Source organism: Geomonas sp. RF6 (assembly GCF_021044625.1).
Classification (GTDB): Bacteria; Desulfobacterota; Desulfuromonadia; order Geobacterales; family Geobacteraceae; genus RF6.
Genome location: NZ_CP087999.1, coordinates 2,044,420 through 2,060,049, shown reverse-complemented (window position 1 = coordinate 2,060,049; position 15,630 = coordinate 2,044,420). Strand labels below are relative to the sequence as shown.

The window sequence follows — 15,630 nt, the reverse complement described above, 5'->3', positions numbered from 1 at the left end:
ATAGTATAAGCGAGATGGCGCCGCGGGAGTGAGTGCGATCTGTAAAGCGCGAGCCGCCGCTGAAGCCGCGCGGGCAGGCGCTTGGCAAAAACAGACCCGCCATTCTCCATGGCGGCAAAAACAATGTCAAACCTTTTGTGCACCTTTGGGAGGCCGGAAGAGTTGACCACGGGATAGAATTGCTTTATAAACGCTCGGCAAGATATCAAACGAAGAGGGGGAATGAGTCATGCTTAAAAGAGTGATCTGTACGCTGATCCTGGTTCTTTGCTGCGCTGGCAGCGCTCTTGCGATCGTGAAGGTGAAGAACCCGATGCTGGTCATTGAGACGAGCCTCGGCAACATCAGGATCGAGCTCTTCCAGAAGGAGGCCCCGATCTCCACCGAGAACTTCCTCGAGTACGCGAAGATCGGCTATTACAACGGGACGATCTTCCACAGGGTCATTCCCGGCTTCATGATCCAGGGGGGCGGGTTCACCAAGGACATGGCGCCGAAGGCGCCGGCACGACCGTCCATCAAGAACGAAGGCGCGAACGGGCTGAAAAACGACCGGGGCACCCTTGCCATGGCGCGCACCAACGACCCCGACTCCGCGAAAGCCCAGTTTTTCATCAACGTGGTGAACAACGACTTCCTGAACCATTCGGCAAACAACCCCGGATATGCCGTATTCGGAAAGGTCGTCTCCGGTATGGACATAGTCGACCAGATAGCCGCCACCCCCACCGGGAACCAGCGCGGCTTCCCCGACGTACCGACCACGCCGATCATCATCAAGGGCGTGCGGATCATCTCCAAATAGGAAAAAGAGAAAGGGCGCTGCGAGGCGCCCTTTCTTCGTATCAGCTTTCCTCCGCAGAAAAGCTGGAAGGCTTTTGTCCGCAGATTACGCAGATTTCCGCAGATTTCAAAATCCTACCCCGAGTCCCTTTGCCCCGTCGTTCCTATCGTACCCCATTTCAAATCTGCACAACCTTAAAGGGCTTTGTCCGCAGATTACGCAGATTCCGCAGATTTTTAAACCCTACCTTAAGACACTTGCCCCGCCGCTTCTTTCGCTAGCCCGCTTGATCAGTCGCGAATCTGCGTATATGTAATCTGCGAAATCTGCGTAATCTGCGGATAAAAGGTTTTCGCCTTACCTCCCGCGGCGCCCCCTTTTCCTCGTCGTTCCTACCGTTACTTCGCTTAATCAGTCGAGAATCTGCATGTATTCAAATCTGCACAACCTTAAAAGGGCTTTGTTCGCAGATTACACAGATTCCGCGGATTCATTTAAACCCTACCTTAAGACGCTTGCCCCGCCGCTTCTTTCGCTAGCCCGTTTGATCAGTCGCGAATCTGCGTATATGTAATCTGCGAAATCTGCGTAATCTGCGGATAAAAGGCTTTTCGCCTTACCTCCCGCGTCGCGCCGCCAGTAGCATGATGTTGCCGACCGTGAAGATCAGCGCTCCCGCCAGTGCCGGGATCGCGCCCGGTTCGCGGTGCACCTCTACCAGCGCCGCGGGTTCCGGCTCCAGTGCCACCTGCTTCACGTAGATCCCGTAGCCGCGGTGAAAGACCGGGTGGTTCGGGCGGCTGTCCAGCAACCTGCCATCGGGGGCGCGCAGCTCGATCCCGTAGTCGCTCATCATCCCCATCGCCCCCTGTGTCGCATGGATGCGCTCTATTCTGTAGGAGGCGCCGTCGGGAAAGGCGAGGGAGCCGCCCTGGCGCAGTTGCACCGGCTCCTTGAAGCTGCCGTAGGCGGAGCAGAGGTGGGCGAACGCGACCAGCAGAAATCCCGCGTGCATGAGGTGCGGCCCGAGCCCCCTCCCCTTCCGCTTCAGCGCCTCGACCGTGCACAGGATCGTGTTGACGGTGAGAACGACCAGAAGGAGGAGCGCCAGCCAGAGCCACCAGGAGAACGGAAGAGGGATCTCCTTTAGCCAGACAAAGAGGGGCACGTCGTTCAGCCCCCCCTGCTCGGAGCTTCCCGGAGAGAAGGAGCCGATGGCGAGGAAAAGCATGACCAGCGCCATGAGCCAGAGGCCGAGCGTGAGGGAGGAGAGTTTTTCGTAGCAGGTCTTGAGCACTGGTTCCCCCTAGAAGCTGTGCGAGCTGCGCATCAGCATGCTCACGCCGAGGTAGGTGAAAAGGGTGACCAGAAAGCCGACGATGCCGAGCCAGGCGACGGCGCGGTCCCAACTCTGCCCCTTGTAGCGCAGGTGGAGATAGCACGAGTAAAAGAGCCACAGGATCGCAGTCCAGAGCTCCTTCGCCGTCCACAGCCAGTAGGTCCCCCACGCGTAGTACCCCCAGATACCGCCGCTCACCATGGAGAGGGAAAAGAAGCTGTATCCCACCAGTGCGGCCCGGTACTGCAGATCGAGGAGGATCTTGCGCGGCTCGAAAAGAAAGGCGCCGCCAAAGAGCGCGGCCACCCCGAAGAGGGCGTAGGCAAAGAAGGCGAGCGCCACGTGCAGCTCGAACCAGTAGGTGTCGAGGATCGGCGGGAGCGGCATGTTGAGGGTCGGAAAGGGAAGCGCGAGGAGCGCGAAGAGCCCGGCAAGTGCGCCGCAGCTCCAGCGAAAGCCACGCTGGTCCTCGAGGTCCTTCAGGAAAAGAAAGGGAAGGGACATCACCGCGATGGAGGTGGAGAAGAAAGCGAGGGTATCCTGCGGGCCGATCAGCGGGAGCCTCCCCAGCGTCACCCCGCGCAGCGCCAGATAGCAGAGCTCCACGGCCACCGCCGCCAGAAAAACAAACCGCTGCCCCGCCCCAAAGAGGTAGAGCGCGGCACTACCGATCAAAAGGTACTTCAACTGAAAGCCCCCTGCGACTGCAACCAGCGTACTGATCAAACCCCTTCGTAAGGGGAGGGTGAACGCGCGCCATCTACTTGTAGTTCTTCCGCCTGAACAGGCCGGTTTTCAGGGAGGTGATCCTGTCCAGGAAAAGGAACCCGTCAAGGTGGTCGATCTCGTGCTGGATCGCCACCGCCTCGAAGCCTGTCGCCGTGATCTCCCTCGTCTCCCCGCCCGGCTCCAGAAAGCGCACGGTAACCTCTGTCGCCCGCTCCACGTCGCCGGTGTAGTCGGGAACGCTCATGCACCCTTCGCGCATGACCGCGGCGCCGCTTCTGGCAAGGATCTCCGGATTGATCATGAGGAGCGTGCCGTGGTTATTCTCCTTGCCGCGGCGGTTTTCGGAGACGTCCACGACGCAGACCCTGAGGGAGACCCCGATCTGCGGAGCGGCCACCCCCACCGAGCCGGGACCGGCGTGCATGGTGTCGACGAGATCCTGGACAAGGGAGAGCACTTCAGCGTCAAGCCCCGGTGCGAGCGCCGTCGGCGTCTTCAGGATCGGGTCCGGGTAGAGCACGATAGGACGGACAGCCATTACAGTGCGACCGGCGTGATGAGGCGAACAGAGATCTCCACGTTCAGCTCTTTCCTCAGGTTTTCCAGGAGGAGTGCCGCGTCGTCCACGCTCATCCCCTCCGGCAGCGCCGCCTCCAGCATGAGAACGTACACCGGGGACTCCGGCGTTCCGATCAGCTTCGTGTTGAGGTCCGTGATGTTCACGCCGCGGTCGGCAAGCTCCCGCGTCACCTTGTACACGATGCCGGGCTTGTCGCTGCCGTACACCGACACGAGGCAAAGCTCCCCCTGCGGCTCCTGGTAGCAGACCTCGTCATCCTTCAGCTCGCGGATAAAGGCGGAGAGGTCGGTCGTGGCGCTGATGCTGGAGAAGCCTTCCTCCAGCAGCTCGCGCTGGAAGGGAAGCTCGTGCGAGAGGATGTAGATAGTAGCGAACTGCCCCCCGAGCATGGTGCAGCTGGAATCCTCGATATTGCAGCCGAGGCGGTAGAGGATCTCCGCAGTCTGCGCCACGATCCCCGGGCGGTCCTTGCCGATGATGGTAACCGCGTAGTGCGCGAGGTTGGCTTTGCGACAATCAGTCATGGTAGCTCCCTTTATAAAAAGGCTTCTGTCCACAGATTACGCAGATTTACGCAGATTAAAAACCTGAAGACGGACGATGTTAGCCTGCTAAGGATTAGGTATGCCACGTATCTTAGATTTTGTTTGATTCAAAATCTGCGGAATCTGCGTAATCTGCGGATGACAAGCCTTTCCTCTTCCAAGTAATTGAAGTGCGCTTTTAAAATCTGCGTGAATCTGCGTAATCTGCGGACAAAACCCGCCTCTAGATTTTGTTCACGTAGACTTCACGCGGTTTGCTCGTGCCGTCGGAGGGGCCGATGACCCCTTCCTGCTCCATCTTCTCGATGATCCGCGCGGCGCGGTTGTAGCCGATCCGCAGCCTCCTCTGGATCATGGAGATCGACGCCTGCCGCGCCTCTGCAACCAGCGCCAGCGCGTCGTCGTAGCGCTCGTCCACTTCCTCCTCGTCGGCGCCACCCTTCTCGTCGCTCGCCTTCATCTCCAGGATCGACTTCTCGTACACAGGTTTTCCCTGCTTCTTCAAAAACTCCACCACCCGCTGCACTTCGGCGTCGGAGACGAAGGCCCCGTGGGAACGGAGCATCTTCGAGGTGCCCGGCGGAAGGAAGAGCATGTCCCCCATCCCCAGCAGGCTCTCCGCACCGTTGGTGTCGAGAATGGTACGGGAGTCGATCTTGGAGGAAACCTGGAAGGAGATCCTCGCCGGGAAGTTCGCCTTGATGAGGCCGGTGATGACGTCGACGGACGGGCGCTGCGTGGCGAGAATGAGATGGATCCCGGCGGCACGGGCCATCTGCGCCAGTCGGGCGATCGACTCCTCGATCTCGCGGCCGGCCACCATCATGAGGTCGGCGAGCTCGTCCACGATCACCACGATGTACGGGAGGTGCCCGTGCTCCAGTTCATCCTCCTTGGCGAGATACTCCTGGATCGCGGCCTCCCGCGCCTCCATCTCGTCAACATCTTCCTGCTCGAGCGACTCGTGCAGCTCGATCGGTTCGTCCTCCGAAACCTCGGGGGCATTCTCCTTCTTCTCGGCCTTCTCCTTCTCGCTGCGCTCCAGCTCCGCGTTGTAGGAGCCGATGTTACGCACCCCCTTGTCCGCCATCAGGCGATAGCGGCGCACCATCTCCTCCACCGCCCACTTGAGGGCAAGGGAGGCCTTCTTCGGGTCGGTGACCACGGGGAGGAGCAGATGCGGTATCCCCTCGTACACGGAGAGCTCCAGCATCTTGGGGTCGACCATGATGAGGCGCACGTCGTTCGGCGTGGAGGTGTACAGAAGGGACAGGATCATGGTGTTGATCGCCACCGACTTGCCGGAGCCGGTGGAGCCGGCGACCAGGAGGTGCGGCATGCGCGCGAGGTCGGTCACGAGCGGCAACCCGGCGATGTCCTTTCCGAGCGCCAGCGGGAGCTTCATCTTCCCGGTGTGAAACGCGTCGGAATTGAAGATCTCCTTTAGCGATACCATCTCCCGGTCTTTGTTCGGGAGCTCGACCCCGACGACACCCTTTCCGGGAATCGGTGCTACGATACGGATGGAGAGCGCCTGCAGAGCCATGGAGAGGTCATCGGACAGGCCCGCGATGCGACTTACCTTGATCCCCGGGCCGGGGGAGAATTCGTACATGGTGATGACCGGCCCCGGGCAGATCTCCACGACCTCACCCTCGACGCCGAAGTCCTTCAGCTTCTTCTCCAGGAGACGGGCGTTCATGGTCAGCGTCTCCTTGTCCTGCTTTTTCACACCCTCCGGCGGAGGATCGAGGAGCGACAGGGGGGGGGTGCGGTAATCCCCTTCCGCCTTGATGAAGTCGAAGGCCTCCTGGATCGGGGGAGTCTTCGGCTCGTCCCGCTTCTTCTCCTTCTTCGCCACCGCCATCGTCTGGGGGGGCGCCACAGGAGCGGGCTTGATGACCGGCGCGGGCTTATCCTTTTTCTTCTTCTCTGCCTTCTCCCCCTTGGACTCTTTCTCCTCCCCGAGCTCGCGCATGAGAGCCCGCCGCTCCTGGGCCAGGGCCCACCGCTCCTTGATAGCCCCGGCAGACCAGTTGGCGAAAAGGACGAGGGAGAAGCGGGAGAGGAGCATCGCCGCGGCGGCGAGCATCGGGAGGATGATGAGGAGCGCGCCGACCTTTCCGAACCCTTTGGTGAGAAGGGTTGCGGTCTGGTACCCGACGAAGCCGCCGGTCGGCACCCGCTGCCCGAAGAACTCCGTGAACTGCAGGTTGAAGGCGAAAAGTGCCGAGAGGGAGACCATGAGGAGGGCGAAGCCGACGTTCTTGTAGGTGCGCCAGCGGACCCATTCCGAGGAGAAGGCCCGGTAGGAGAGGTACAGGAGGGTGCCGGGGATAACGTAGGAGGCAAGGCCGAAGATCTGCAGCGCCACGTCCGCGAGCTGCGCACCGAAGCGCCCGCCGAGGTTGTGGGTCTCCGCCGAGGTGGAGACGCTGTTGAAGGAGAGGTCCTCGCCGTGATAGGAGGCGAGCGCCACAAGGAGGAATATCCCCCCTGCCGCCAGGAGTATCCCCTTCATCTCCTTGGTGAACTTCTCTTTCTTTTCCGCGACTTGATCAGTGCTCATATCATTCATTCTTTCTCGTGTGGCCGCATTTCACTTCCGGCCCCCGCCAGACAGGGTAAAAAGTTCATCAGAAAAATTCAGGAGAGAGTCGGCGGAACGTCCCCTCCCCCCTTGCGGGGGAGGGACAGGGTGGGGGGGAGGGTGCCATCATCAGAGCATATGGCAGCTTCACCCACCCCCTGTCCCCCTCCCGTCAAGGTAGAGGGGACGTCAGGCAGAGTTTCCCCTCCTACATCTCCATAATCAAAGGCAGAATAACCGGCCGGCGCTCCAGCGTCTTGTTGAAGAAACGGCGCAGCACCCGGCGCACCTCCAGCTTCACCTCGCTCCAGTCCGCGAGCACCTCGGTGTTTACCAGCGCGAGGGTGTCGAGCACGACCTTTTTCGCCTCGTCGAGATACTGCTGGCTGTCGTCCTCAAAGACGAAGCCGCGCGACACGATGTCCGGCCCGTAAATGATCTCGCCGGAGACCTGGTTGATCCCGATGATGACCACCACCATCCCGTCGTGGGAGAGGTGCTTGCGATCCTTAAGCACCATGTTGCCTACGTCCCCCACCCCTTTGCCGTCCACGAATACCCGCCCAGTTTCGACCTTGTCCGCGATGCACGCCTCCCCGCCGGCGAAGAGGACGACGTCGCCGTTCACCGCGAGGATGCAGCGCTCCTTCGGGAGGCCGACGCGCTGGGCGAGCTGGGCGTGCTTCACCAGGTGCCGGTATTCGCCGTGCACCGGGATGAAAAAGCGCGGCCGCACCAGGTTGTGCAGGATCTTCAACTCCTCCTGGCTGGCGTGCCCCGATACGTGCACCTCGGAGACCTTCTCGTGGATGACCTCCGCGCCCCGGCGGTACAGGTGATTGATGAGGTCCGAGATCGTCTTCTCGTTGCCCGGGATAAAGCGGGAGGAGAGGATGACGGTATCCCCCTCTTCCACCTTGATCTGCTTGTGGTCATCCATCGCGATCCGGGTAAGCGCGCTCATCGGCTCCCCCTGGCTCCCGGTGGTGATCATGCACACCTCATCCTTGGCGAGCCGCGGCAGCTCCTTCAGGTCGATGAGGAGCCCCTCCGGCACGCGCAGGTAGCCGAGCTCCCGGGCGATCTGCACGTTCGCCACCATGGAGCGGCCGTTCAGGAGGACCTTCCTGCCGCAGCGGACCGCGGCGTCCACGACCTGCTGCACGCGATGGATGTTGCTGGAGAAGGCGGCGACGATGACCCTCCCGGTGCAGCGCGGGAAGATCTCCTGGAAAGCCTCCCCCACCAGGCGCTCCGACAGGGTGAACCCTTCGCGCTCCACATTGGTGGAATCGGCCATGAGGGCGAGCACACCCTGTTCGCCGTAGCGGGAGAAGGAGGCGAGGTCGGTGAGCTCGCCGTCCACCGGGGTCTGGTCCAGCTTGAAGTCGCCGGTGTGGATCACCACCCCTTCGGGGGAGCTGATGGCGAGGGCGCAGCCGTCGACGATGGAGTGGGCGACCCGCAAAAACTCCACCTCGAAGGCGCCGAGGGAGACCTTGTCGCGCGGTCGCACCACGCGCAGGTCGACCTTCTCGTCGAGCTCGAATTCCTTCAGCTTCTCCTTCACGAATCCGAGGGTGAGGGCGGTGCCGTAGATCGGCACATTGAGGTCGCGCAGCACGTAGGGGAGCGCCCCTATGTGGTCTTCGTGTCCGTGGGTGAGGAGGATGGCGCGGACCTTGTCGGCCCGCTCCAGGAGGTAGGAGATGTCGGGGATGACCATGTCGATCCCCAGCATGTACGGCTCGGGGAACATGAGTCCACAATCGACGATAACGATGTCATCGCCGTACTCGAAGGCAGCCATGTTGAGGCCGATCTCTCCGAGCCCCCCCAGCGCTATGAAATTGAGCCCACTGCTCACATTGCAGGTTTCTTCCACTTACATTCCTTCTGTCGCGGCAGCCGTTTTATATAACGAGACGCTCTCTCAGCCGCCGGCTGCTTCGTCCGCCCCGCAAGCATCGGTGGGGGTGGACGCACCGGAGACTGCCGCGATCGAAAATTTCTTACCGTTGCCCCTGCTGCCTCTGCACCAGTCCCGCGATGCGTGCATCGCATTTGGCGATCCAGTCGGTCCCGGGGGAATAGAGGCCGGCGACGCCATAAAAGGCGCTTCTGAGGGACCGGTACGCCACCAGAGCACGGGGGACATCGCCACTGCGCTCGCACACCTCGGCTATTTCCCACAGTTTCTGGGCGGCGCGCTCCACGAGGGAGCTTCCCGGGGTGTACATGTGGATCGCCGCATCGTACCCGGCTACTGCACCGACAAAGTCCCCGGCAGCATACGCTTTCTCACCCTTGTCGAACTGGACGTGCTGACGGTACAGGGTGTTACCCCACAGCAGGACGATCGATACCACAGCGACGAGGGCGATGTTGAGAGCCAGCTTTTTTGCCATTCTGATTTCCTTGAAAATGCACGAGTCGCGCTTGTCCCGGCCTCTAAACCAGAGGAGGACGGCGGGGTTATCGTTTGAAAAAGTCCGGCGCCATGGTGAGGAGCACCCCCAGGAGCGCAATGACGACGCCGGAGAGAATCCCGAAAGCGGCCGCCTTGTCCAGCGGGCTCTTCAGGCGGTGCGCCGCAGGGAGTCCCCAAAAGATCAGCGCGAGCCCCGCGGCGATCATCAACAAATGAAGAGCCAACATCTATGCCACCTCCAGGTGAGCCGAAATCGCCTCACGCACCCGGTCCATGAGAGCCGCATCCTTTTCGCCGCTGCAGTAGACCGGCTCGGAAAAGGTGATGCTGATGGTCCCGGGATTGAGAATTGTAGTATGGGGGGGATTGATCTCCCTGCTCCCGTTTATGGTGAAGGGAACGATCGGAACCCCCGCCTTCGCCGCGAGGATGAAGGCGCCTCTCTTGAAGGGGAGGAGCGTGCCGTCCAGGGTGCGGGTCCCCTCGGGAAAGATGACCACGCTGCGCCCGGCGCTGATGACGGCTGCGGCCTGCTGGATGCTTTTCAGTGCCTTTCTGCCGTCGCTGCGGTCGAGCGGGATGTAGCCGGCGCGACGCATCGCCCCGCCGAAGAGGGGGATGCGGAAGAGCTCCTCCTTGGCGACCCAGGAGAAGCGGCGCGGAATGGCGCGGGTGAGGGCGAGAATGTCGAAGTTCCCCTGATGGTTCCCCATGTAGATGACGGGACCGTCCGTCGGGACCAGCTCCGCCCCCCGCACATCGAGGCCGATTCCCCCCCCTTTCAGGCAGCCGAACGCCCAAAACCTGGCCCAGGAATGGGAGAGGGCACCGCTTTTATCGATGAGGCCGCCGATGACGGCGCCGGCTGAGCAAAAGAGGGTAAAGGTAACCAGGAAAAGCAGGTACAGACGGGATTTAAGCATTCACACACTCCGGAATTTATCCCGGCTAACTTACTTGCTTTTACAGGCGGAGTCAAATAATTATGGCGATGAACGGTCGCCCCGACGCCGTTTAGGCCCCCCCCCTTGAAAGGGTGGAAAGTTGCGGTAAGCATTGTGCTGGAGCCCGCGGCTTAAAGATCCGCCACACCCCGTGGGCTCCCTTCGTTGCGGCCGCCGGGAGTTGGCTGAGAGCGCACCCCCATTCCAGAGCCTTCTCGACATGACCACCTTTTGCAGCCGCGCATAAAACGTTGACTTTGCGAAAGAATTGGTATATTGACCAGTACACTGGAATCCGGGGTGGAGGGCTCCGGGGGTTCTGCCCAAACTATGTTGCGGCGACCCGGACCCCGGATTCTGGGCCCATCACCGTTGAAGCCCCCCCTGATGCACAGGCAGGCTGCTCCTGTCCCGGGTTCAAAGCAGCCCCCTTTGCTATGAAAATCAAGATTGCCCCCACACTTTTTGCGTCACCCCTTCTCCTGCTCGCGTCCCTCACCCTCACCTCCTGCGCCCCCAGCGTTGAGACACTGGTACGTTCCACGACCAGGACGGCCGGAGAGGCAACCGGCGCCTCGCCAGCGGCTGCAAGACCGTTACGACGCCCGATCCCCCTCTACACCTACAAGGTCGTGAAAAGCTGGCCGCACCACAACTGGGCCTTCACCGAAGGGATCGTTTTCCACGAGGGGACGCTGCTGGAAAGCAGCGGGCTGTACGAGGCCTCCGCGCTCCTGCAGATCGTGCCCGGCTCCGGGCAAGTCATCGAGAGGCGCAGCATCCCCGGCGAGTACTTCGCCGAGGGGATCACCGTCTTCAACGACCGCATCTACCAGCTGACCCTCTCCGGCGCGGGATTCATCTACAACAGGGAAAACCTGCGCCACGTGGGGGACTTCAGCGTCGATGGAGCAGGGTGGGGGCTCACCCACGACGACACGCACCTGATCGTCAGCGACGGCTCCAGCACGATCCGCTTCGTGAATCCCGACGGCTTCACAACCGACCGGAGTATCAAGGTCACCTGCCACGGCGTCCCGCTGGCGCAGTTGAACGCGCTGGAGTACGTAAAAGGGGAGATCTTCGCCAACGTGTGGCGCACCGACTATATCGTGAAGATAAATCCCGCGACGGGGGAGGTAACGGGGTGGATAGATCTGAAGGGGCTCCTCCTCCCGGAGGAGCGCGAGCGGACAGATGTATTAAACGGCATCGCCTACGACGCCACCAACGACCGGCTGGTGGTGACGGGAAAGCGCTGGCCGAAGTTCTTCGAGATCCGGCTGGAGGAGGCGAGGTCCTGATCTTGCCTCTGGCGTCGCAAGCAGGGTGACCCCAACCTTCGCATCCCCCCTTTCTTGCCGAGGATATTCCTTTGCTTGGTCCCGGAAATTGTTGTAATATGCGCGGCACCTGAACCGCCAACGCGTCCGGCTCCGGATGGTGCCGGTGACGATAAGTTTTGGAATTCTGATAAGAGAAAAAAAGGAGAACGAAAGAATGGCCAGTCTTAACAAGGTGATGCTGATCGGAAACCTCGGAAAGGATCCGGAGCTGCGCTATACCGCATCGGGTACCGCAGTTGCTTCCTTCTCGCTGGCGACCTCGGACCGTATCAAGAACAAGAACGGCGAGTGGGAAGAGAAGACTGAATGGCACAACGTCACCCTGTGGGCGCGGCTTGCGGAGATCGCAGGCGAGTACCTGAGCAAGGGAAAGACCGTGTACATCGAAGGGCGCCTGCAGACCAGGAAATGGCAGGACAAGGACGGCAAGGATCGTTACACCACCGAGATCGTCGGCGAGAAGATGCAGATGCTTTCCGGCAAAGGCGAAGGCGGCGGCCAGCGCCAGCAGTCCCGCCCTTCCCAGGGCGGCGGCTACGGCCAGGGGAGCACCTACGACGAGCCGGTCTTCAACGCGGACGACGAGATCCCGTTCTAACGTAGGTAAAAAAATGATGTCGTAAAGAATGAGCCGTAACTCTTCGGGGTACGGCTCATTTTTCTTCTACCCTCTAAGTCGTATGAAGATGTGAAAGGAGAACGCAAATTTCTAGGGCGTCCCGTTCTTTCACACAAGTCGGGCACGCCTACTCCCCGTCCCTCTCCCACCATTCCGAGCGACCTCGTGCACGGCGGGGTACCCCCGCTGCCTCTTGGCCTGGGCTGGCGAGCAGGCCCCGGGGCGGCCCGGGGATCAGGAGACGGTTTCTTCTCCGCGCCACGAATTTTTCGCCTTGCTCCAATGAAGGCACTTAGTCTAAAGTGGCTCAAAAAGATCAGGCAGGTAACCCAAGCATGAAAACCTTCACTCTTGAACAGGTCTTCAACGAAGCAGCATATCCAGAGGTCACGTTTGTACCGCCGAGCAACTTCGCCCACATCCGATCCTCGTTCAAAACGAAGGGGAAGCATGTAACCATATCTGGTGCCTCTGGCACCGGGAAAACCACCCTCGTTACGCATGCTCTCCGGGAACTCGGAATATCCCCCAAAGACATCCTTTGGATCAATGGTCGCCAATTCGCAGGTGTAGATGCCGGCTTATCTGTCCTCGCACGCGCGCTGCGTAGCTCTGAGGATTTCGATGAAATCACCGACCTGCTGAAGCTTGTTTATTTCACCGTGATCGATGATTTCCATCACCTCTCCACTGGAGCTAAGCTCGAAATCGCAAAGCTCCTGAAGTTATGGCACGAGAAGGACGTCCGCTTCGTCGTGATCGGTATTGCATCTTCCGCAGCGGACCTCTACGGTGCGGATCCAGAACTCGGGATCCGGAATGACCCGTTTGAGATGAGGGAGCAAGACGAGGGGTTCGTGCGCACCTTGATCCGCCTCGGAGAAGAAGCCCTCAACGTCAAGTTCGGCGACAGCCTCTGCGGACAAATAATTGCCGCCTCCAATTGCGTTCCGTCCGTCATCCAGGTCATCTGCAAGACTTGCTGCATCGAGGCCGAAGTGGACGAAACCGTTGAAGGCGATCCCAAGGACATCCACTACGACCTGAAAGACCTGAGGGAGTCCGTACTTCGGGTCTTCCACGCGAAGTACATGAACAAGGTTGTGGGGCTGGCCCAAGGGAAGCGCCGAGCTCGAGCCGTTCACAACACGTACTTCGATATTGTCACTTGCATCGCCCGTGACCGTCGCTCCGAGATTCCAACGGCTAGCCTTTACCAGGACGTTGTCGGGGTTGTACCTGAGCGAGAGGAGCGGAAGCGGAAGGCTACATCCTTCTATAACTGCTTGAACAATCTTGAAGAGGTCATCTCTGAGCAAGGCCTGGACGACACGATTCACTTCGTGAAAGGCAAAGCCATTTCGATCGAAGATCCCACCTTCCGCTTCTACATGAACTTGGTGGACATCGAAGAGATCCGCAAGCGCATCACGATCCGGAACTCGCAATACCCCTATGATGTTGCTGTCTCCTTTGCCGGGGAAATCAGGCCGACGGTTGAGGAATTCGTCCGGGCTCTCGAGGATAGGGGTCTTTCCGTATTCTATGACTTCGACCAGCAAGCGCTCCTTTGGGGCCAGGACCTCCGGGTTTTGCTGGCACAAGTCTACTCTTCCGAGGCGTTGTATATGGTCGTGTTTCTGTCGGAAACCTACCCCGAGCGGGACTGGACAGAGTTCGAGGTCTCTATCGGAAAGAGCGCTGCGAAGAAGAGAACACAGGAATACCTCCTTCCGCTCCTTGTTGACGACGTGAAGGTCGTCGGCATTGCCGATACAGTCGGCCATGTCGACCTTCGTAAGGTAGAAATTGAACGTGCCGCTGATATTTTGGCCGAAAAGGTCCAGCTGGCAACGGAGGCGCCTAAGCCAGAGCCTGCACTTACACCTGCACCGGTTGCGGTCGCTGCGGTTGCAGCTGAATAAATGCAAGCCGGCGTGCGTTTACACGCTTAGCATTTAGTGGCAGCAGCCGAAGGTACGGGCCCCACGGCGCCATGATCCCGTAGGATTCTGCCACGGCCGCAACTCCAGGTACCGCTCTGCGGCTTGGTCCTCCAGGATCAGCACGATCTTCGGATCTCGGGGGGGGTGCCCCCTACCTACCCGAAAAGGCGCTGCATGGCCTGATGGACGCCGTCCCAGATGCTTGGCTGCGCTGCAGAGAGGCTAAGCTAAGGGTAGAGGCTAAGCTAAGGGTCGTGTCTGTACATTTTAAATTCCAACGCCTTCCTTACCGTCTCCGCCATCTCTCTCAACCTCGCATCGTCTTCCAACTGCACCGCGAAGCGGCGGCTTCCGGCAGTTATCGCCGCATCCTTTACTCCGAATAGTCCTGCTATCTCACGAAGCTTCGCCCCACTGAAACTGCTAAGGGTCGCGTCTGTACATTTTAAATTCCAGCGCCTTCCTTACCGTCTCCGCCATCTCCCTCAACCTCGCATCGTCTTCCAACTGCACCGCGAAGCGGCGGCTTCCGGCAGTAATCGCCGCATCCTTTACTCCGAATAGTCCTGCTATCTCACGAAGCTTCGCCCCACTGTACCTATGGCAAAAGTGCATCGCTGCCTGACGTGCTTTCTTCTTGCTGTCACCAAAAACTGCTTCAACCGTCCCAACGATTTCTTCAGGCGCAGGCCCTGCCGGTACCAATATCTGCCCCAGCGCAGGCACATTGACGTCTCTCTCGTCCTTATCTAGGTACGCGGCAATGACGGTCTCCGCGAAATCCTCCCTACCCAGTATCGACCCCGCTACCACTCCCGCTAACGGGCTTTCGCACTCACCGTTGAGCGCCTCCTCCACGAAACCGCGGTACTTCACCTGTGCTTCTTTGGTCTTTGTCCCGAAAAACTCCTCGATAAATTCCGTCCGCAACCACCTTGGAACTGGGCCTTCCCCAATGTAGCCTCGGTAACTCGACCACTGGTACTCTTCAGGGCGCTCCACTATGCCTGCCCGTACCGGATTCAGATGAATGTATCGGGAAATCTCAGTGGCATATTGACTTGCCTCGACAAGAATAGCCTTGTATCTCCCTTGGAAGAGATGACCGGACCTTTTTCTTTTGACGTTGAAGTAAGTGGTATAGGCTCCATTCACGTGGTGCATTATCTCTGACAGGTTGCCGCGAGGCGTCTCCAGAAGCAGGTGGTAGTGATTACTCATCTGACACCAGACATGGATGATCGCCCCATCGCGCTCCGTGGCACTCCCAAGATACTCCAGGAACTTCTCCCGATCCTTCTGCGTCTTGAATACCTCTTTCCGTTCATTTCCTCGTGAGGTCACATGATAAAAGGCACCGGGGTATTCCATCCGTAGCGCTCGGGACATAGGTCCTCCTACAGTTGATGAGATGACTACTCGCCATCCACCATACTAAAGGATTAGTTTTTGTAAATGTACAGACGCGACCCCTCGCTCCCCGCCCATGTGCTCTCCCGGTTTCCGTGCAAACAGCTTGCATGCATGCCCTGGCTCTCTGACTCCGCCGAGCCGATTCACCACTCGCGCTATCGCGGCGAACTATGTTGCCTTCCCCGCCGCCCTAATAGGTCGGCACTCGGATTGGGTGGTTTCGGAGCTCAATAGCCATGCGTACATGTCCCCCTGTGAACGCTTCCCTTCCCACCTTACGATGGGCCAACGCACCACTCGGGGCTATGGCTGATCGCTTCTCACTACTATATGGACGACTTGCACCTCCTACTCTTCGCCGGCT

Annotated in this window: 14 protein-coding genes; 4 read left to right on the top strand and 10 right to left on the bottom strand. The window is 59.8% G+C overall.

What is annotated here, in order from left to right:
• Nucleotides 1–229 precede the first annotated feature (229 nt).
• Nucleotides 230–805, top strand: coding sequence for a peptidylprolyl isomerase (locus LPW11_RS08815; RefSeq protein ID WP_230997753.1), 576 nt, complete (start codon nt 230–232; stop codon nt 803–805).
• Nucleotides 806–1,400: 595 nt separating this feature from the next.
• On the opposite strand, the gene LPW11_RS08810 is transcribed toward LPW11_RS08815, so the two are convergent.
• The 9 genes from LPW11_RS08810 to LPW11_RS08770 form a co-directional block, all read right to left on the bottom strand.
• The gene (locus LPW11_RS08810) at nt 1,401–2,081 is read right to left on the bottom strand and encodes a cytochrome C biogenesis protein ResB (RefSeq protein WP_230997752.1); all 681 of its coding nucleotides are present in this window, start codon (nt 2,079–2,081) and stop codon (nt 1,401–1,403) included.
• Between the two features lie 9 nt (nt 2,082–2,090).
• On the bottom strand, nt 2,091–2,810 hold the full coding sequence (locus LPW11_RS08805) for a cytochrome c biogenesis protein (RefSeq protein WP_230997751.1): 720 nt from the start codon (nt 2,808–2,810) through the stop codon (nt 2,091–2,093).
• A 73-nt stretch (nt 2,811–2,883) separates the two neighbouring features.
• Nucleotides 2,884–3,390 carry a peptide deformylase gene (gene def, locus LPW11_RS08800; RefSeq protein WP_230997750.1) on the bottom strand — a complete coding sequence of 169 codons (507 nt, stop codon included), beginning with the start codon at nt 3,388–3,390 and terminating at the stop codon, nt 2,884–2,886.
• Nucleotides 3,390–3,956, bottom strand: a complete 567-nt coding sequence (locus tag LPW11_RS08795) for a glycine cleavage system protein R (RefSeq protein WP_230997749.1) — start codon at nt 3,954–3,956, stop codon at nt 3,390–3,392. Before LPW11_RS08795 ends, def begins: the two co-directional genes overlap by 1 nt.
• A 244-nt stretch (nt 3,957–4,200) precedes the next feature.
• On the bottom strand, nt 4,201–6,546 hold the full coding sequence (locus LPW11_RS08790; RefSeq protein WP_230997748.1) for a DNA translocase FtsK: 2,346 nt from the start codon (nt 6,544–6,546) through the stop codon (nt 4,201–4,203).
• A gap of 229 nt (nt 6,547–6,775) precedes the next feature.
• Nucleotides 6,776–8,452 carry a ribonuclease J gene (locus LPW11_RS08785; RefSeq protein WP_230997747.1) on the bottom strand — a complete coding sequence of 559 codons (1,677 nt, stop codon included), beginning with the start codon at nt 8,450–8,452 and terminating at the stop codon, nt 6,776–6,778.
• Between the two features lie 127 nt (nt 8,453–8,579).
• Nucleotides 8,580–8,975, bottom strand: coding sequence for a soluble NSF attachment family protein (locus LPW11_RS08780; protein WP_230997746.1), 396 nt, complete (start codon nt 8,973–8,975; stop codon nt 8,580–8,582).
• 67 nt (nt 8,976–9,042) lie between these two features.
• Nucleotides 9,043–9,225: a hypothetical protein gene (locus LPW11_RS08775; protein WP_230997745.1), complete on the bottom strand. Its 183-nt coding sequence runs from the start codon at nt 9,223–9,225 to the stop codon at nt 9,043–9,045.
• The gene (locus LPW11_RS08770) at nt 9,226–9,921 is read right to left on the bottom strand and encodes a lysophospholipid acyltransferase family protein (RefSeq protein ID WP_230997744.1); all 696 of its coding nucleotides are present in this window, start codon (nt 9,919–9,921) and stop codon (nt 9,226–9,228) included. It abuts the gene before it with no gap.
• A gap of 458 nt (nt 9,922–10,379) precedes the next feature.
• Between LPW11_RS08770 and LPW11_RS08765 the strand changes: the two genes are divergently transcribed.
• From LPW11_RS08765 to LPW11_RS08755, 3 genes are all read left to right on the top strand, one after another.
• Nucleotides 10,380–11,246 (top strand): glutaminyl-peptide cyclotransferase, encoded by an 867-nt coding sequence (locus LPW11_RS08765; RefSeq protein ID WP_230997743.1) that lies wholly within the window; start codon nt 10,380–10,382, stop codon nt 11,244–11,246.
• Nucleotides 11,247–11,442: 196 nt separating this feature from the next.
• Nucleotides 11,443–11,886 carry a single-stranded DNA-binding protein gene (locus tag LPW11_RS08760; RefSeq protein WP_230997742.1) on the top strand — a complete coding sequence of 148 codons (444 nt, stop codon included), beginning with the start codon at nt 11,443–11,445 and terminating at the stop codon, nt 11,884–11,886.
• Between the two features lie 356 nt (nt 11,887–12,242).
• Nucleotides 12,243–13,832, top strand: a complete 1,590-nt coding sequence (locus LPW11_RS08755) for a TIR domain-containing protein (RefSeq protein ID WP_230997741.1) — start codon at nt 12,243–12,245, stop codon at nt 13,830–13,832.
• A 444-nt stretch (nt 13,833–14,276) separates the two neighbouring features.
• Here the strand turns inward: LPW11_RS08755 and LPW11_RS08750 are convergent, their stop codons facing one another.
• Nucleotides 14,277–15,242, bottom strand: coding sequence for an REP-associated tyrosine transposase (locus LPW11_RS08750; RefSeq protein WP_230997740.1), 966 nt, complete (start codon nt 15,240–15,242; stop codon nt 14,277–14,279).
• Nucleotides 15,243–15,630 lie beyond the last annotated feature (388 nt).

Excerpts from the sequence above, each read along its gene's own strand:
- LPW11_RS08755 (WP_230997741.1), top strand. The coding sequence starts at position 12,243 with ATGAAAACCTTCACTCTTGAACAGGTCTTCAACGAAGCAGCATATCCA.
- LPW11_RS08770 (WP_230997744.1), bottom strand. The coding sequence starts at position 9,921 with ATGCTTAAATCCCGTCTGTACCTGCTTTTCCTGGTTACCTTTACCCTC.
- LPW11_RS08750 (WP_230997740.1), bottom strand. The coding sequence starts at position 15,242 with ATGTCCCGAGCGCTACGGATGGAATACCCCGGTGCCTTTTATCATGTG.
- LPW11_RS08815 (WP_230997753.1), top strand. The coding sequence starts at position 230 with ATGCTTAAAAGAGTGATCTGTACGCTGATCCTGGTTCTTTGCTGCGCT.
- LPW11_RS08775 (WP_230997745.1), bottom strand. The coding sequence starts at position 9,225 with ATGTTGGCTCTTCATTTGTTGATGATCGCCGCGGGGCTCGCGCTGATC.
- def (WP_230997750.1), bottom strand. The coding sequence starts at position 3,390 with ATGGCTGTCCGTCCTATCGTGCTCTACCCGGACCCGATCCTGAAGACG.
- LPW11_RS08795 (WP_230997749.1), bottom strand. The coding sequence starts at position 3,956 with ATGACTGATTGTCGCAAAGCCAACCTCGCGCACTACGCGGTTACCATC.
- LPW11_RS08760 (WP_230997742.1), top strand. The coding sequence starts at position 11,443 with ATGGCCAGTCTTAACAAGGTGATGCTGATCGGAAACCTCGGAAAGGAT.
- LPW11_RS08790 (WP_230997748.1), bottom strand. The coding sequence starts at position 6,546 with ATGAGCACTGATCAAGTCGCGGAAAAGAAAGAGAAGTTCACCAAGGAG.
- LPW11_RS08780 (WP_230997746.1), bottom strand. The coding sequence starts at position 8,975 with ATGGCAAAAAAGCTGGCTCTCAACATCGCCCTCGTCGCTGTGGTATCG.
- LPW11_RS08765 (WP_230997743.1), top strand. The coding sequence starts at position 10,380 with ATGAAAATCAAGATTGCCCCCACACTTTTTGCGTCACCCCTTCTCCTG.